General features: G+C 61.0%; 12 protein-coding genes and 1 tRNA gene. 5 read left to right on the top strand and 8 right to left on the bottom strand.

Features of this window, described 5'->3' with window-relative positions:
* Positions 1–29: 29 nt before the first annotated feature.
* A complete protein-coding gene (locus OOZ52_RS10910; protein ID WP_274698548.1) occupies positions 30–4,760 on the top strand; it encodes an NAD-glutamate dehydrogenase in 4,731 nt (1,576 codons plus the stop codon).
* Positions 4,761–4,810: 50 nt separating this feature from the next.
* Positions 4,811–6,034 carry an NAD(P)/FAD-dependent oxidoreductase gene (locus tag OOZ52_RS10905; protein WP_274698547.1) on the top strand — a complete coding sequence of 408 codons (1,224 nt, stop codon included), beginning with the start codon at positions 4,811–4,813 and terminating at the stop codon, positions 6,032–6,034.
* Here OOZ52_RS10905 and queG read toward each other — a convergent pair.
* A complete protein-coding gene (gene queG / locus OOZ52_RS10900) occupies positions 6,018–7,079 on the bottom strand; it encodes a tRNA epoxyqueuosine(34) reductase QueG (RefSeq protein WP_274698546.1) in 1,062 nt (353 codons plus the stop codon). The genes OOZ52_RS10905 and queG overlap by 17 nt on opposite strands.
* Before the next feature lie 51 nt (positions 7,080–7,130).
* On the opposite strand from queG, the gene OOZ52_RS10895 reads away from it, so the two are divergent.
* Genes OOZ52_RS10895 through msrB form a run of 3 tightly spaced genes read left to right on the top strand, consistent with a single transcriptional unit; the run spans position 7,131 to position 9,881 of the window.
* A complete protein-coding gene (locus tag OOZ52_RS10895) occupies positions 7,131–8,105 on the top strand; it encodes an ABC transporter ATP-binding protein (protein ID WP_274698545.1) in 975 nt (324 codons plus the stop codon).
* Complete coding sequence (locus OOZ52_RS10890; RefSeq protein WP_274698544.1) at positions 8,102–9,370, top strand: ABC transporter permease; 1,269 nt, start codon at positions 8,102–8,104, stop codon at positions 9,368–9,370. Before OOZ52_RS10895 ends, OOZ52_RS10890 begins: the two co-directional genes overlap by 4 nt.
* Before the next feature lie 10 nt (positions 9,371–9,380).
* On the top strand, positions 9,381–9,881 hold the full coding sequence (gene msrB / locus OOZ52_RS10885; RefSeq protein WP_274698543.1) for a peptide-methionine (R)-S-oxide reductase MsrB: 501 nt from the start codon (positions 9,381–9,383) through the stop codon (positions 9,879–9,881).
* On the opposite strand, the gene OOZ52_RS10880 is transcribed toward msrB, so the two are convergent.
* From OOZ52_RS10880 to OOZ52_RS10850, 7 genes are all read right to left on the bottom strand, one after another.
* Positions 9,878–11,590, bottom strand: a complete 1,713-nt coding sequence (locus tag OOZ52_RS10880; protein WP_274698542.1) for a hypothetical protein — start codon at positions 11,588–11,590, stop codon at positions 9,878–9,880. The two genes, msrB and OOZ52_RS10880, sit on opposite strands and share 4 nt — an antisense overlap.
* A gap of 45 nt (positions 11,591–11,635) precedes the next feature.
* Entirely contained in the window at positions 11,636–12,037 is a 402-nt protein-coding gene (locus tag OOZ52_RS10875) for a GtrA family protein (protein ID WP_274698541.1), read from the bottom strand.
* A gap of 2 nt (positions 12,038–12,039) precedes the next feature.
* A complete protein-coding gene (locus OOZ52_RS10870) occupies positions 12,040–13,635 on the bottom strand; it encodes an NAD(P)/FAD-dependent oxidoreductase (protein WP_274698540.1) in 1,596 nt (531 codons plus the stop codon).
* A gap of 80 nt (positions 13,636–13,715) precedes the next feature.
* Positions 13,716–14,342: a PilZ domain-containing protein gene (locus OOZ52_RS10865; RefSeq protein WP_274698539.1), complete on the bottom strand. Its 627-nt coding sequence runs from the start codon at positions 14,340–14,342 to the stop codon at positions 13,716–13,718.
* A gap of 278 nt (positions 14,343–14,620) precedes the next feature.
* A tRNA-Leu gene (locus tag OOZ52_RS10860) sits at positions 14,621–14,707 on the bottom strand.
* A 119-nt stretch (positions 14,708–14,826) separates the two neighbouring features.
* Positions 14,827–15,108, bottom strand: a complete 282-nt coding sequence (locus tag OOZ52_RS10855; protein ID WP_274698538.1) for an integration host factor subunit beta — start codon at positions 15,106–15,108, stop codon at positions 14,827–14,829.
* 185 nt (positions 15,109–15,293) lie between these two features.
* On the bottom strand, positions 15,294–15,632 hold the full coding sequence (locus OOZ52_RS10850) for a GntR family transcriptional regulator (RefSeq protein ID WP_274698537.1): 339 nt from the start codon (positions 15,630–15,632) through the stop codon (positions 15,294–15,296).
* Positions 15,633–15,692: the final 60 nt, after the last annotated feature.

The raw sequence follows: 15,692 nt of genomic DNA, 5'->3' as shown, positions 1-15,692 counted from the left end.
AAGCGGACGGCGAAGGAGAACCGAAGGCCATGGCCAGCACGAAGAGCAAGAACAACGCTTTTTCCGATCTCACCAAAAAGGAGCGCGCCTTTGCTAATACGCTGAAGGAGCGCATCAGCAGCTCCATTCTCCCAGGGGAGGCGCCGCTGGAAGGCAAGCAGCTGGACGAAGCGGCCGCCTTCGTCATCGAGGCTGCTCGCGAACGTGCCGATGGCAAGCCAGCTATTCTCGCCCGCTCCGCAAGCAATGGCCGCCGCTTCATGCGCATCGCGGTGATCAACAAGGATATGCCGTTCCTGGTCGATTCTATCGCAGCCACGATGGCCGCCCGCGGCCTTTCAATCGACAGGCTGGTCCACCCGATCCTTCCTGTTCGCCGAAAAGGTGGGAAGCTGGAAGACGTGCCCAAGGGTGATGGCACAGGCGAGAAGAAGGAAAGCTGGGTCTACATCGAGACCGTCCGGATCGACGCTAAAGAACGCCGCGCACTCGAGAAGGATCTGGAAACCGCAATCCTCGATGTGCGCGCAGCCGTGGCCGACTGGTCAGCCATGCGCGCTGCATTGACCGACGACGCTGATCGCATGTCCGATGCCGAAGGTGCCGCGCTGCTACGTTACCTGGCAGACGGTATGATGACGCAGCTGGGCCATGTCACCCGCACCCGCGATGGCAGGCAGAGTGACTTGCTGGGCATTTGTCGCCGTTCGACACCTGACCTTCTGGCGGATGATGCATTCGACAAGGCATTCGCCTGGTTTGATGGCAAGAACGGCAAGCCGGGTAAGTCGCCGCTGATTATCAAGGCGAACAGAATCAGCAATGTGCACCGCCGTGTGCCGATCGACCTGTTCATTGTACCGCTGATCGAGGGCGGCAAGGTTTCCGCGCTTTCGGTGCATGCCGGTATCTGGACCAGCGCATCGCTGGTCGCGCCACCCAACACCGTTCCGGTTCTGCGCCAGCAGCTCGAAGCGATCATGAGTCGCCTCGACTTTGCGCCCGACAGCCACGACTACAAGGCGCTGGTCCACGCGTTGACTGCACTGCCGCACGATCTGATTATCAGCTTCTCTGACGAAGACATCACCCGCGTCGCGACCGCGATGATGGGGCTGGCTGAGCGCCCCCGCCCCCGCGCAACACTGGTTACCGCACCGCTGGGCCGCCACGTCTTCGGCTTTGTCTGGATGCCGCGTGACATGCTTTCAACCGCAGTCCGTTTGCAGGTGCAGGACTTGCTCGAACGCGAGACCGGCGCCAGCACGCTCGATTGGAGCCTGATGGTTGAAGGCGGCGCGCTCGCCTTGCTGCGCTACGTCATGGACTTCCGTGGTAAGGACGATCCGGTCGATGCAACAGCGATCGACCGGTCGCTGCAAGACATGTTGCGCGGCTGGAATGACGCTGTGGAAGAGGCGCTGGGAGAAACCGGAGAGGCAAGGAGGGCCGAAGCACTTGCTTTGCGATATGCGGCCAGCTTCCCGCCGTTCTACCGCACACAATACGGCGCCACTGAAGCAGCCGTTGATATTTCCCGGCTGCGCCAGCTTGCCGCCCACGCGGAAGAAGCGGGGCAAGGCCGGGACTCCCGGCTTTACCGCGTCGCAGATGATGCTGACGACTGCCTGCGACTGAAGGTCTACCAGCATCACGGCTCGCTCCCGCTTTCAGATGCGGTTCCGGCTTTGGAAAACTTCGGCTTCCGCGTCTTGTCCGAAATCCCGACCGAGCTCGGCGGTCAGGACACCGGTACGATCCATGACTTCATCCTGCGCCTGCCTGCAGGGATGAGCGGCGATGAGCTGCTCGAACGCGCCGACATTATCGAGACCGCTGTTACAAGCGTGCTCAACCAGAAGGCGGAAGACGATGTCTTCAACCGCCTTGTCATTTCTGCCGGACTGGATGCGCAGGAGGCCGACTGGCTGCGCGCATTCTATCGTTATCTGCGCCAGTGCGGCCTGACCTACACGATCTACACCGTAGTCGATGCCCTGGCCGGTGCCGGCAAGGTCACCCGCTCGCTCATCGCGCTTTTCCGCACGATGCACGATCCTGCCTTCAAGGCTAATCGCGCAAAAGCTGCAGCTGAGATCGACAGCGATATTCGTATCGGCCTTTCCGAAGTGGTGGCGATCAACGATGACCGCCTGCTGCGTCGCTACTGGGACACGATGCGGGCGGTGCTGCGTACCAATGCTTTTGCACCAGCTTCCCAAGAGGCATTAGCGCTGAAGATCGACAGTTCGCTTGTTCCGGGCCTCCCCAAGCCCGTGCCGTGGCGCGAGATCTTTGTCTATTCGCGCCGGGTCGAAGGCATCCACCTGCGCGCAGGCCCGGTTGCCCGCGGCGGACTGCGCTGGTCCGACCGGCGCGATGACTTCCGCACCGAGATCCTGGGCCTGATGAAGGCGCAGAAGGTTAAGAACGCCGTGATCGTGCCGACCGGCGCAAAGGGCGGCTTCTATGCCAAACGCCTACCCAACCCCGCCATCGACCGCGACGCCTGGTTCACCGAGGGCAAGGAAAGCTACAAGCTGTTCATCCGCACGCTGCTGTCGATCACAGACAATTACGTGAACGATAAGGTCGCACACCCTGAAGGCGTGGTAATCCATGACGGGGAAGACCCCTATTTCGTCGTTGCAGCAGACAAGGGAACGGCAACATTCTCCGACACCGCCAATGCGATCGCGATGGAACGCGATTTCTGGCTGGGCGATGCCTTCGCCAGCGGCGGCTCCAACGGATACGACCACAAGGCGATGGGCATCACTGCCAAGGGCGCCTGGGTCTGCGTGCAGCGCCACTTCCTGGAAATGGGCGTGGACGTGCAGAAGGACCCGGTCCGAGTGGCGGGCTGCGGCGATATGTCGGGCGACGTATTCGGCAACGGCATGCTGCTGTCCAAGTCGATCAAGCTGACTGCGGCCTTCGACCACCGCCATATCTTCATCGATCCCGATCCCGATCCGGCCGCGAGCTGGAAAGAGCGCAAACGCATGTTCGATCTGCCGCGCTCAAGCTGGGAAGACTATGACAAGAAGGTGCTGTCCAAAGGTGCAATGGTCATCCCGCGCAGTACCAAGCGGATTGAGCTTACAAAGCAGGCAATGGCCGCCGTGGGCATCCACGAAAGCGATCTGAAGGACGGCGCGCTTGACCCGGACAGCCTGATCAACCTGATCCTGAAGAGCCCTGTTGATCTGATCTGGTTCGGCGGCATTGGCACCTATGTGAAGGCCAGCCACGAAAGCCACTCTGACGTCGGCGATCCGGCCAATGACGCGCTTCGCGTCAACGCCGCTGATCTGAACGCCAAGGTCATTGGCGAAGGCGCTAACCTTGGCACCACGCAAGCGGGCCGCGTCGAGTTTGCCCTGCGCGGTGGCCGTGTGAATACCGACTTCATCGACAATTCTGCAGGCGTCGACTGCTCGGACAACGAGGTCAATATCAAGATCGCACTGGCAGCCGCGCGAGAAGCCGGCCGCCTGTCCGAAGATCGTCGCAACGCGCTGCTCAAGGACATGACGAACGAGGTTTCCGATCTAGTGCTGGAGGACAACCGTCTGCAGGCGCTGGCGCTTTCGATCGCAGAACAGGGCGGTAGCCGCTCTGTCGGCGCGCACGCCCGTTTGATCGAAGTGCTCGAGGAAATTGGCGGCCTTGACCGCGCGAATGAAGGGCTGGGCGATGGCGAAGCGCTTTCGCGCCGTGCAGCTGATGGTCAGGGCCTGACCCGTCCGGAACTCGCCGTGCTTCTCTCTCACTCCAAGCTGGTGCTGCAAGACGCGGTCGAAGGCAGTCCGCTCGCCGAAGACAAAGCGGCCGATGCACTGGTGTTGGGAGATTTCCCGCCGCAGCTGCAGGAGCAGTTCGGCAAGCAGTTGCTGTCGCACCGCCTGCGTAACGAGATTGTCGGCACGGTCGTTGCCAACAAGATCGTCAACCGCATGGGTATGCTGCATCCGTTCGAACTTTCCGAAGAGGAAGGCGCCGGGCTCGATGCCATCGGTTCGGCGTTCGTCACCGCATCGACGCTGCTCAAGATGGATGCCATCTGGACGGCGCTTGATACCAAGGCAATGCCTGAAACCGCGCGCCTCAAGCTGTTCGATCAGGCAGCACTGGCATTACGCGGCCACATTGCCGACCTGCTCCGCGCCGGCGGCGGAACCAAATCTCCGTCACTCGTCGCCGCAGAAATCGGCGACAGGGTTTCCGAGCTGGTCGATAAGGCCGACACTCTGCTGGGCGACGAAGCGCGCGCGCATGTTGAAGACATTGCCGCGGGTCTGGTAGAAGCTGGCGCGAGCAAGGAACTGGCGGGCATGGTCGCTCACCTCTTTGCCGTGGACGGTTCAATCGGCCTGGCAAAGCTATCCAGCGATACGGGCCTCAAGACGTCGGCGTTGGTGACCGCCTTCATCGAGCTGGGCGCCGTACTCGGGATCGACTGGGCGCAATCACGCGCCGCTGTGATGAGCCCGGCAGATCCATGGGAACGGCTGCTCGTTTCGGGCCTGGCGCGCGATTTCCAGCAGATGCGCATCGATTTCATTCGCGGCCTTGCCCGTCGCAAGAGCAAGAATGCCGATGATCCTTCGGCCATGATTGCTGCATGGGCGGCCAAGAACGAGACCGCAGTTGCGCAGTTCCGGCGTATGGTTGAACGCGCGCAGACTGCTACGCCAATTGCCCCTGCGATGCTGGCGCAGATTGCCAGCCAGGCGCGCAACCTGCTGCAGGGATAGGCATTGCCGCCGCTTGACCTTGGCGACGGTTTTGCGCACCCATCCGCGCGATGAAGAAATATGATGTGATCATCGTAGGCACCGGGCACGGCGGCGCGCAGGCCGCCATCGCCTTGCGCCAGAACGGATTCGAAGGCTCTATCCTGATGATCGGGCGCGACCGGGAACCTCCCTATGAGCGCCCTCCCTTGTCCAAGGAATATCTGGCGGGAGACAAGCCCTTCGAGCGCGTCCTGATCCGCCCGGAAAAGTTCTGGCAGGAGAAAGGTGTCGAGCTGTTGCTGGGACAGTCGGTCACCAAGGTCATGCCGGAAATGTTTGAAGTGCAGCTCGGCTCGGGCGACACGCTAGGCTATGGCAGACTGATCTGGGCTGCAGGCGGTGACGCGCGGCGGCTCGATTGCCCGGGCGCTCATCTGGAAGGCGTTCATGCTGTTCGCGACAAGCGCGATGTCGATGCCTTGTTGGCAGACATAGAAGGCGGCGCGAAGAAGTTTGTCGTTATCGGCGGCGGCTATATCGGACTGGAAGCGGCGGCCGTTCTGCGCAAGCTGGATTGCGAAGTGGTCTTGGTCGAAGCTCTCGACCGCGTGCTGAGCCGGGTGGCGGGAGAAGACCTGTCGCGCTTCTATGAGGATGAGCACCATCGTCAGGGCGTCGAGCTTCGTCTGGGTACGGGCGTGGAGCGCCTTGTCGGAGAAAGCCGCGTCACGGGTGTTGTTCTCGAAGGTGGCGAAGAACTGCCTTGCGATGCCGTGGTCGTAGGCATTGGTATTGTGCCTGCTGTCGGTCCGCTGATCGCGGCCGGCGCGGCTGCGGCCAATGGCGTTGATGTCAGCGACACCTGCCACACCAGCCTTGAGAAGGTATACGCCATCGGCGACTGCGCCGCGCACGCCAACCCTTACGCCGATGGCGCGGTGATCCGCCTCGAAAGCGTGCAGAACGCGCATGACATGGCGACCACAGTGGCCAAGGCGATCTGCGGCGATCCGCAACCCTATGACGCCTTCCCGTGGTTCTGGTCGAACCAGTATGACCTCAAATTGCAGACCGCCGGCCTCAGCCTTGGTCACGACGAAACCGTGCTTCGCGGTAATCCGGATGAACGCAGTTTCTCGGTGATCTATCTGAAGGATGGCCGTGTGATTGCGGTCGATGCGGTCAATCGCACCAAAGACTATGTGCAGGGCCGCAAACTGGTAGAAGCGCGCGCGGAGATCGATCCGGCACTGCTCGCCGACACGGACACACTGCTCAAGGACATGCTGTAAGCTGGGCCCTGGCCCAGTGCGCGGCCTCGACCACAACCTCGTCATCGTCCTGGCAAAGCACCGACACCTGCGGGAGCAAGCCGGTATTGCCGCTATTCCCGGCGGCGATCAGGCAGTTGCGCACGAAGCGGTTGCGCCCGATCCGCTTTATGGGTGAGCCGGAGAATTTCGCACGAAACGTCGCGTCATCAAGAGTGAGCAATTCTGCCAACTCCGGCTCGACCAGCCCATCGCGCGGAGCAAAAGCTTTGTGACGGGCAGCGGTGTCGGCGAACTTGTTCCATGGGCACACCGCCAGGCAATCGTCGCAGCCGTAGATGCGATTGCCGATGGCTTCGCGGAATTCCTCCGGGATCGGCCCCTTGTGCTCGATGGTGAGGTAGGAAATGCAGCGTCGCGCATCGAGCCGATAGGGTGCATTAAATGCGTGGGTCGGGCATGCCACCTGACAGGCGTTGCACGAACCGCAACGATCATCATGTGGCGCATCCGGCGCTAGCTCTACCGTCGTGTAGATCGCGCCGAGGAACAGCCAACTGCCGTGATCACGGCTGACAAGGTTGGTGTGCTTGCCCTGCCAGCCCAGTCCTGCCGCTTCGCCGAGCGGTTTCTCCATAACAGGCGCGGTATCGACGAAGACCTTAAGCTGGCTTTCCGGCTCCTGCTCGACCAGCCAGCGCGCCAATGCCTTGGCCGCCTTCTTCAGTACGTCGTGATAGTCGCGCCCATGCGAATATACCGAGATGCGCGCCTTTTCTGCGTCACCCTCCAGAGCCAGTGGATCGACTTGCGGAGCGTAGGACATGCCAAGCGCGATAACGCTCTTCGCCTCGGGCCACATGCTTTTGGGTCCCTGCCGCACGTCGGCGCGGTCTTCCATCCACCCCATCGTGCCGTGAAAGCCCTCGCCCAGCCATTCATGCAAGCGTTTGATTTGCTGCGGATTGTCCTCTGCGCGCGCAATCCCGACAGCGGCAAATCCCAGCTCACGCGCTTTTGCCTTGAGACGATGCTCAAGCGAATTGGTATCGGGCGTGTTAACCATAATGCGGGAGTGGCTCGTTCATCACTCCCCTGTAGCGGCTAAGGCATGGATATGGCGACAGGTAGTTTCACAACCAAAGCAAAGGAAGCGCGACCGCTTGCGATCGATGCGCGCGGACTGGTCAAGCGGTTTGACAGCACACTGGCGGTGGACGGGGTGGACATCTCCATTCCCCAAGGCGCGATTTACGGCGTGCTGGGGCCCAATGGTGCGGGCAAAACGACAACATTGCGTATGCTGCTGGGGATCATCGATCCCGATGCTGGATATCGCCGTGTTCTGGGTGCGGAGAACCCGCAGGATGTGGCCCGCCTGATCGGTTACCTCCCCGAAGAGCGTGGGCTCTATCCCTCAATGAAATGCTACGAAGCGATTGCCTTTATGGGCGCCCTGCGCGGAGTACCGCTCGAAGAAGGCCGGAAGCGAGGCAAGGAACTTCTAGAGCAGCACGGGCTCGGTCACGCCATCGAGAAACAGATTCGCCAGCTCAGCAAAGGCATGGCGCAAACGGTTCAGCTCCTCGGAACGCTGGTGCACGAACCCAAACTTGTGGTGTTTGACGAGCCGTTCAGCGGCCTCGATGCGATCAACCAGGGCAAGCTCGAACAATTGATCCGTGGTCTTGCCGACAAAGGCACCACGGTGATTTTCTCAACCCACGTCATCGCCCACGCCGAAAGGCTGTGCGAGGGCATTGCGATTATCGCAGGCGGCAAGGTCCCCTTTGCGGGTCGCGTTGATGAGGCGCGTGACAGGATTCCGGCGCAGGTCCGGCTTGAAACCCGCAATTCCGAGGGACCGTGGCGCAATGCTCTGCCCGAAGACACGCGGCGCGTGGGCGATTTCTGGTATTTCCCTCTTCCTGAAAGCGGGGTGGAACCTCTGCTGAAAGCGCTGATCGAAGGCGATGCCGGGATTCTGTCGCTCTCCATCGAGCGCGCGGGACTGCACGATGCCTTTGTCGCCATCGCCGGCGAGGCAGCAGCACGCGACATGGTCACCAACGGATCGGGAGAGCAGGCATGAGCAATCCGGCAGTCGATTCCGGCGGACGTCTTTCGCTCTTGCGTGCGGCCTTTGTGATCGCTCGGCGCGATTTCAGCGCCATCCTGTTCAGCCGTACCTTCATCTTCTTCCTGCTCGGACCGCTTTTCCCTGTCGTGGTCATGGCCCTGGCGGGCGGGGTGGGCGCGCAAGTGCAAAGCGAAGCGATGGTCGCCGATGTCGGCATTGCAATGGAAGGCGAGCAAGTCGACGCCATGCTTGCCGCGCGCGAGGAACTGGACCGTCAAATTCCCGGTCGACTGCCGCCAATGATCGAACTCGCGCGGCTCGAGCCGGGCGAAGCCTATGACGCCCGCACGGTGCTCGAGAACGCCGAAGGCAGCCTCGCCGCCGTCGTCACCGGGACGCTTGACGAGCCTGTGCTGACCGCAACCGAGGGCAGCATCGGCCGCTGGCAAGGCACCGTGGGCCTCGTTGCCGGATATGCACGCGATGGCACGGCAAGAAACTATCCGCAGGTAGGAACGTCAGTTGTCGGCACCAGTGGCGCATCGGAAAACACCGGCAGATTGCGAACCGCACAGGGTGCGCAGGTGCTGCTGTTCCTGCTGATCATGATGCTCGCCAGCATGGTGCTTTCCAATCTGGTCGAGGAAAAGGGCAACAAGATCATCGAAATCCTCGCCGCAGCGATCCCGATGGACGCAGTGTTTCTTGGCAAGCTTTTCGCCATGCTCGGTATTTCGCTGGTCGGCGTTGCAGTCTGGGGAGGCTCCGGCGCGGCAATCCTTTATGCCGGCGGCACATCGCTGTCCGACTATGCCAACCCCGGCGTCGGCTGGCCGATGTTCTTCGCTCTCTTTGTTATCTACTTTGGCATGGGATACCTGCTGCTCGGCAGCATCTTCCTCGCCATCGGTTCGCTCGCAACCACCGTGCGCGAAGTGCAGACGCTGGCCATGCCTGCGTCGATGTTCCAGATCCTGGTGTTCTTTTTTGCGAGCCTGTCTGTAACCGATCGCGGGGGTATGATCGAATACAGTGCCATAGCATTCCCGCTTAGCTCGCCTTTCGCGATGGTCGCCAAGGCGGCGGTGGAGGAAGCGCTGTGGCCGCATCTGCTGGCGCTTGGCTGGCAGGCCATGTGGGTTGCGATCTTCGTACGCATGGGAGCAAGCATGTTCCGCAAGCGTGTGATGAAATCGGGCCCTCGCGGTGCTTCACGGCGCGGCCCTGTATCGGCTCTGTTGGGTATGTTCAGGAACAGTTCGACGCCAACAGCATAGAGTCAGTCCCATGACGAACAGCAAAGTGACCCGCCGCTCCGCCCTCGCATGGTTGGGGGCTGGTGCTTCGATTCCCGTTTTAACCGCCTGTGGCGGCAATGAAGCCCGCGCCCAACAGAACTTTCGTGTGTCCTATAGCGAGGCCGAATGGCGCCGCCGCCTGACCCGGATGGAGTTTCGCGTGCTGCGCGAAGCCGCGACCGAACGCCCGTTCAGTTCCCCGCTGGACAATGAATCACGCCGCGGCACTTTCCATTGTCAGGGTTGTGGCAATCGCCTGTTTTCCAGCGCGCACAAGTTTGACAGCGGCACCGGCTGGCCCAGTTTCTGGCAGCCGATCGACAGCGGAGCAGTGGGGTATTCGACCGACTACCACCTCGGCTATGCACGCACCGAAGAACATTGCGCCGATTGCGGAGGGCATCTGGGACATCGCTTCAACGATGGCCCGCGCCCGACCGGGCACCGCCACTGCATCAACGGGGTCGCGCTGGAATTCCGCCCCGCTTAGTTGACGCGGTAGACGCGCAGCACTCCGCTATCGAAGCCAACCACCGGGGTGAGCCATTGCGGGACTTCGCCGTTCGCAAGCGCATTGGCGAAGTTGGCTTCGTCTGCCGTGCGGTAGAGCGCCAGGTCACTGGCCGAAAGACAGGCGATGACATAGTCGGCATCGTACCCACGCAGCACCGCCTGTGCTTCCCCGGGTGGCCCGGTAAAGGCCGAAACCACATCCACCATGGGCTGCTGATTGCGGTGATAGCTCGCCGCGACAATACTGTGCTGCGTCTGGCCAAGGATAGCTGGCCCCGCATCCATCGTGACCAACATCAGCCCCGGCTCCAATGCAGCGAGGCTGGCATAGTCGCAGGAGCCCGCAACAACCGGAGCCGCCGCACCGCGCGCCATTGTCTGCGTCGGGAACATGGGATCAAGCGGCTTGGTAATCGCGCTCATAAACATTGGTGTGGCGAGGAATATGCAGCCCAGCGTCGCCAGCAAACGCGGCACCATGGAAGGGATCGCCCGCGCTTGCGGCAGCAGAAGCGCCAATAGGACAGCGGCGAACGGAATTGTCAGCAACTGGCCGATCACCGCAGCGCGCATCAGGAACAGCGAATAGCCCCAGGCCGCGAGCGCCAGCAGGAATAGCATAAGCCAGGCAACGCCTGCGCCATCGGCAAAGGCGCCGCCCTTACCGGCCAGCCAGTATCCCAGCACCAGCGGTACCAGCGTCCAGATCAGCATGGCCGCGACGGAGACCGGCTGTTTCCAGAACGGAAGCCCCTCTGTGATATACCCGTGCCACCACGTCGCGAGTACCGGATCGAGCTGTGCCATCGGATTGGTCGCGCATTCACCCAGCAGCACGAGGGCGAGCGGAATCGTTGCGATAGGGATCAGCGCAAGCCCTGCCAGTCGTCCGCTGGAGACATGCTGGAACGGCAGGAAGGGCATAATGCCTGCGATCAGTGTCGCCACACCAAAGGCAGCAACATGCCCGGGGCGAAGGACATCGCAGTAAGGGCCGAGCAATTCGATATTGGGTCGCGTGGCAAGCGAGAGAAACAGCGAGAACAGCGTCAGCGAAAGGAGGAACCACGGCAGCAGCGGCCGCTCATCGGCAAGGTACCGCAGCCCGTACAGGCCCGCAATCACGGCGACGAGCGGCAATGCCTCGAGCGAGATGACAAGCCAGGCAGAGGCCATCAGCCCTGCCCCCACCGCTCCCCGGCGGCGCGTAGAAAGCATGAGTGCGGCGGTCGCCAAGGCGAGCACGGCTTGCGGCGCGTGATGGTCAATTCGCATCGGAGCAAAATTGCCGGGCAGCAAAGGGAAGAGCGGCAGCAGCACAAGGCCTGCCAGCAGTGCTCCGCCATTAAATCCCAGCCGCAGCATAATTGCGCGCAGTGCGAACAGCGCGGGCAACAGCCAGAAAAGTGGCACCAGTGCCATGCCCCAGCGCTCGCCAAACACTGTGATCGCCAATGCCAGTGGCATGTCGACAAGGCGCGACCATTGCATGGAGAAACCGTCAGGCGGGTTCATCCGGTATTGAGTGATGTCCCACCAGCTCTGGCCGCTCAGCAAATCGCGCACTTCAAGCAGCCGCGTCCAGTCGTCAGGACCAACGGGTTGCCAACCGATCCACGGCTGAATGGCAAGGCGAACAGCGCAATAAAGCAGCCAGACAGCCAGCACCGCCCACGCCGAGCTCAACAGCTCGCTTCTATCTGTCCCTTTTCGCGCCATAACGCGCGCTGCTTAGCGGAAAACCACGCGGCTGCGCAGTAGCCAAGTGGCGAAAAAGCTCACAAATATGGCGACAAGTTTGGCGATGCGAGGATCAATACCGCTCGTATCGCCCGCCCAGACAATCGCTGTCGTCAGAGCAAGGCCGATCAGGGCGGAAATAACGAACAGTGCTTTCTGTCTGGTCCGGGCTGCGCCGCGCTCTGCAACGTTGCCGGTAAACACCGCACGACTGCTCATCAGCCAATGGGCAACAATGCCAAGCGAATATCCGAACGCCGATGCGCCCGCCGCCCACATACCCATAGACAGCAGCGCGAGGAAAGTGCCGACATCTACCGCAAGCGCACCAACGCTCGCCAGCAGGTAGCGGACAAAGCGCCAGTCGGTCAGGCGTTGGAGCACTGCGACCATGGTCAGGCGGCCTCTTTGTCGTCTTTCACGCGCAACGGGACATCGCGCACCGAGTTCAGCGCGGCAGCCTGGTCAGCAGTGACTTCGCGGGACGGCAGCGCTTTCTCCGCGCCTTCGTCACCCGCCTCGTGATATTCGGCGTCTTCGTTGACGCACCAGGTATCGTAAAGACGTTCACCGGCGATGATGTTCTCGACCGTCAGCATGGCAGTCATCATCGCGTGATCCTGGTTGTTATAGCGATGCATGCCGTTGCGGCCGACCAGATGCAGCGTTGGATGCTTGGCTTCCAGCTCCTCGCGCATGGCATCGACGTTGGCGGCATAGTCCTCGTCATAGACGGGATAGGCCTTTTCCTGCCGAACTACCGCGCCGCCGATCACCTTTTCAGGCGACACCAGGCCGAGGATAGCCATTTCCTTCTTGGCGAGCTCGACAAGATCTTCGTCCTTCATCGACCACAGGCCGTCGCCCTCGAAGCAGAAGTATTCGAGGCCGACGCAGGCAACATCCTCGTCTGGCACCATTTCCGGCGACCAGCTGCGAAAGTTCTGCACACGGCCGACCTGCACCTTGTCATCGTGAATGTAGATCCAGTTGTCGGGGAAGAGGTCTTCCGACTTGATCATCAGCGCGACTGTGAGGAAATCGCGGTACTTGAGATTGCTCGCTTCGAGCGAGGTTTCGGGTAGCGGATGCAAGCGCGCGCCGAGCTGGCGCATCGGGGCAGAGCTGATCGCGTGATCGGCCTTGATCACCACATCTCCATCGGGGCCGGCTGCAGTCATACGCCAGCCATTGTCGCCGTCCGATGCCAGCTGCTTGAGCTCGCTATCCATGAACAGCTGACCCTTGCCGGTCGCAATCATCTTGTCGCGTGCAGCTTCCCACATCATGCCCGGGCCAAGGCGCGGGTAGCGGAAGGTTTCAAGCAGGGTCTTGGCCTGCTTGCCGCTGCCATCATTGAGCTTGTTGAGGCCGAGCGAGCGCTTGAGCCCGTCAACTACCGCGCTCCAGAGCGAAAGCCCCTTGATACGCTGGGCGGCCCAGTCCGCGCTCATCTCATCACACGGCATTCCCCACACCTTCTCGGTATAGGTCTTGAAGAAGATCGAATAGAGCTTCTGGCCGAACTGGTTGGTTGTCCAATCCTCAAAGCTCTTCACCTCGCGTATCGGGAACAGCTTGTACCGCGCGTAAGAGAGCATGCACATCGCGCTGCGCCACAGGCCGAGGTTGCGAAGCGCCTCGAACGCGCGCAGCGGGTAGCTGTAGAACTTGCCCTCGTAATAGATGCGGCTCATGCGCGGGCGCTGAATGAAATCGTCGGGCAGGATCTCGTTCCACAGGTCGACGACTTGCTGGCTCTTCGAAAAGAAACGGTGACCGCCGATATCGAAACGATACCCGTCGTGCTCAACCGTACGGCTGATGCCGCCGACATAGGTCGCATCTTTCTCGATGATCGCAACGCTCTTTCCCGCCTTGGTCAGCAGATATCCCGCCGTAAGCCCCGCTGGCCCGGCCCCGATAATCGCCACGTCGACGCGGGTTTCGCCTGTGTTCTTGAAGTCTTCAGGCGTGATGGATTGCGACATGAAAGCCCCCGGTTGTTGGTCCTGACCGGGAGTGAACGAAAATGGTTAGGGCATGGTTAACGCGGGCGCTTCACACCGCCCTAGATGCGACGTTGAAGATCGCGCGCAATCCGGGCGAGCTCGCCATACTGAAAGGTCTCTTCGAACACGAGGCCGCACGTTCCTTCGCGCCGCCAGCGGACCTTGGCGAAGGTATCACGCAGGCCTGGGGCACGCAGTTTAATCCGCTGATCGGTGGCAAAACTGCTGGAGCAGGCGATCTTCGCGCCTTGCTGCGAAATGTCCTGAATGGTCGCATATTCGCATCGCCCGAGCGCCTCTATCTCGGCAGGAGCTGTAAGGTTGAGGCGCACCGGGCGCTTGGTGAAACGGCTTGGGCTCTCGATAATGCGCTTGATATCTGCGGTTGAACCGAAGCGGAAACCTGCGCGGTCGCTGTCCTGCCACACCATCTGCACACCGTAGCGATCGCCATTCTGCAGCTCGAGCCACATGTTGTCGCAATCGGGCAAGCGGTGGAAAATGCGCATCGATATTCCGCTTTCCGACGCGTCGCGGATGACACCCAGATATTCACCTTCGCGGGTGACGAGTTTGGCCGCGCGAATAAGCAGTGTATAACGCTGTGCACGGCGCTTTTCGGGTGCACGTTTGTGCGGAACCGCATCTGATTCCATCAGATCTTCGCGACGCAAATGCTCGCCCATGTCATACCCCGTTTCCTCTGCGGCATGCGACTGTTACGCAGCCTAGGCTTTCGTGAACAAAGCAATAGCGGAGCTAGCGATGAGAATTTGCCACGCGGCAGATCGGGAATTTCCGAAAGGAAAGGTAACTGGGTTGTTTACGGATTAGCGCGGCGCGCTACGCTGTCGCTCGCGAGTTTCCGGCCAAGCCTGCGCCGGATTAGTGGGCACGCCCTTCGCTTGCGCTTGGGAGTCTCGACGGCAAACCATCCCCCCGGATGGTTCCCTCTAGTCAAAACTGGTGCGGGCGGTGGGACTCGAACCCACACGATCTATAGGATCAGGGGATTTTAAGTCCCCGGCGTCTACCATTCCGCCACGCCCGCCAGAGCCATAACGGCTGCGCGCCACGCCTAGCCGCAGCGGACAGCGATTGCCAATGGCAAGTGTTATGGGCGGCTTGTCGGGCCGAACGCGTTTTCAGGAAAGTGAAGGTAGCCGAAGCTTAGCTCGGGTTAAGCCGCTCGCGCATTTCCTTGCCCGGTTTGAAGTAAGGCACCCGCTTAGCCGGAACAGACACCGCTTCGCCCGTTCGCGGATTGCGTCCGATGCGGGCATCGCGTTGTCGCGTGGTAAATGTGCCAAAGCCACGCAATTCCACACGCCCGCCTTCGGCCAGACGCGTAGTGATTTCGTCAAAGAAAATATCCACGACCTGCTCAACCTCTTCAGGCCGCAAGTCGGGATTGTCCGCAGAGAGCGCCTGCAAGAGCTCGGATCTGATCATTTTGCCTCCCCGATTAGGGTATAACGGTGCGACCCACATACCTGCATCGCCAAGAAGCCGGTCCCCGGCGATGTTTACGAATGTAAACTGCCAGAGAGTGGCCCATGACGCAATGTCATGACTGTGTTTACGCAGAAAATGCGGCAATTCCTTGTAGAAATTCGTCAAACCGCGCTTTGAAACGGTCAGGCGTTTTCGCTGAGCTGTGCCAAATCAATATCGAGTCGCTCCATCCGTTCCCGGATAGATGGCCATTCTTCGCGCAAAAACGCCTCGCGCTCGCTCTGCCGCAGCTTGGCCGAAGCGCCATCGCGCACAAACATGCCAACCCCGCGCTGAACGCGGATGAGGCCATCGGCCTGGAACTGTTGGTACGCCTTGGCCACGGTAAGCGGGTTCGCCCCTTGCTCTGCCGCGAAAGCGCGGACCGAGGGCAACATGTCTCCCTCTCCGTATCGGCCATCGATAATGGCAGCGGCAATTTGCTCTCGCAGGCGAAGATAGACGGGTCTTGTGTCAGCCATAATGGTGCATCACTGCCATAATACAGCGCGTCAGGTCAAGGGTGTCTCATAGCCGCAAGA

Origin of the sequence: Aurantiacibacter sp. D1-12 (genome assembly GCF_028858515.1) — a bacterium.
Lineage (GTDB): Bacteria > Pseudomonadota > Alphaproteobacteria > Sphingomonadales > Sphingomonadaceae > Alteraurantiacibacter.
This window is presented reverse-complemented; position numbering and strand designations above follow the sequence as displayed.

Excerpts from the sequence above, each read along its gene's own strand:
- OOZ52_RS10855 (WP_274698538.1), bottom strand. The coding sequence starts at position 15,108 with ATGATCAGATCCGAGCTCTTGCAGGCGCTCTCTGCGGACAATCCCGAC.
- OOZ52_RS10890 (WP_274698544.1), top strand. The coding sequence starts at position 8,102 with ATGAGCAATCCGGCAGTCGATTCCGGCGGACGTCTTTCGCTCTTGCGT.
- OOZ52_RS10910 (WP_274698548.1), top strand. The coding sequence starts at position 30 with ATGGCCAGCACGAAGAGCAAGAACAACGCTTTTTCCGATCTCACCAAA.
- msrB (WP_274698543.1), top strand. The coding sequence starts at position 9,381 with ATGACGAACAGCAAAGTGACCCGCCGCTCCGCCCTCGCATGGTTGGGG.
- queG (WP_274698546.1), bottom strand. The coding sequence starts at position 7,079 with ATGGTTAACACGCCCGATACCAATTCGCTTGAGCATCGTCTCAAGGCA.
- OOZ52_RS10850 (WP_274698537.1), bottom strand. The coding sequence starts at position 15,632 with ATGGCTGACACAAGACCCGTCTATCTTCGCCTGCGAGAGCAAATTGCC.
- OOZ52_RS10870 (WP_274698540.1), bottom strand. The coding sequence starts at position 13,635 with ATGTCGCAATCCATCACGCCTGAAGACTTCAAGAACACAGGCGAAACC.
- OOZ52_RS10895 (WP_274698545.1), top strand. The coding sequence starts at position 7,131 with ATGGCGACAGGTAGTTTCACAACCAAAGCAAAGGAAGCGCGACCGCTT.
- OOZ52_RS10865 (WP_274698539.1), bottom strand. The coding sequence starts at position 14,342 with ATGGGCGAGCATTTGCGTCGCGAAGATCTGATGGAATCAGATGCGGTT.
- OOZ52_RS10875 (WP_274698541.1), bottom strand. The coding sequence starts at position 12,037 with ATGGTCGCAGTGCTCCAACGCCTGACCGACTGGCGCTTTGTCCGCTAC.
- OOZ52_RS10905 (WP_274698547.1), top strand. The coding sequence starts at position 4,811 with ATGAAGAAATATGATGTGATCATCGTAGGCACCGGGCACGGCGGCGCG.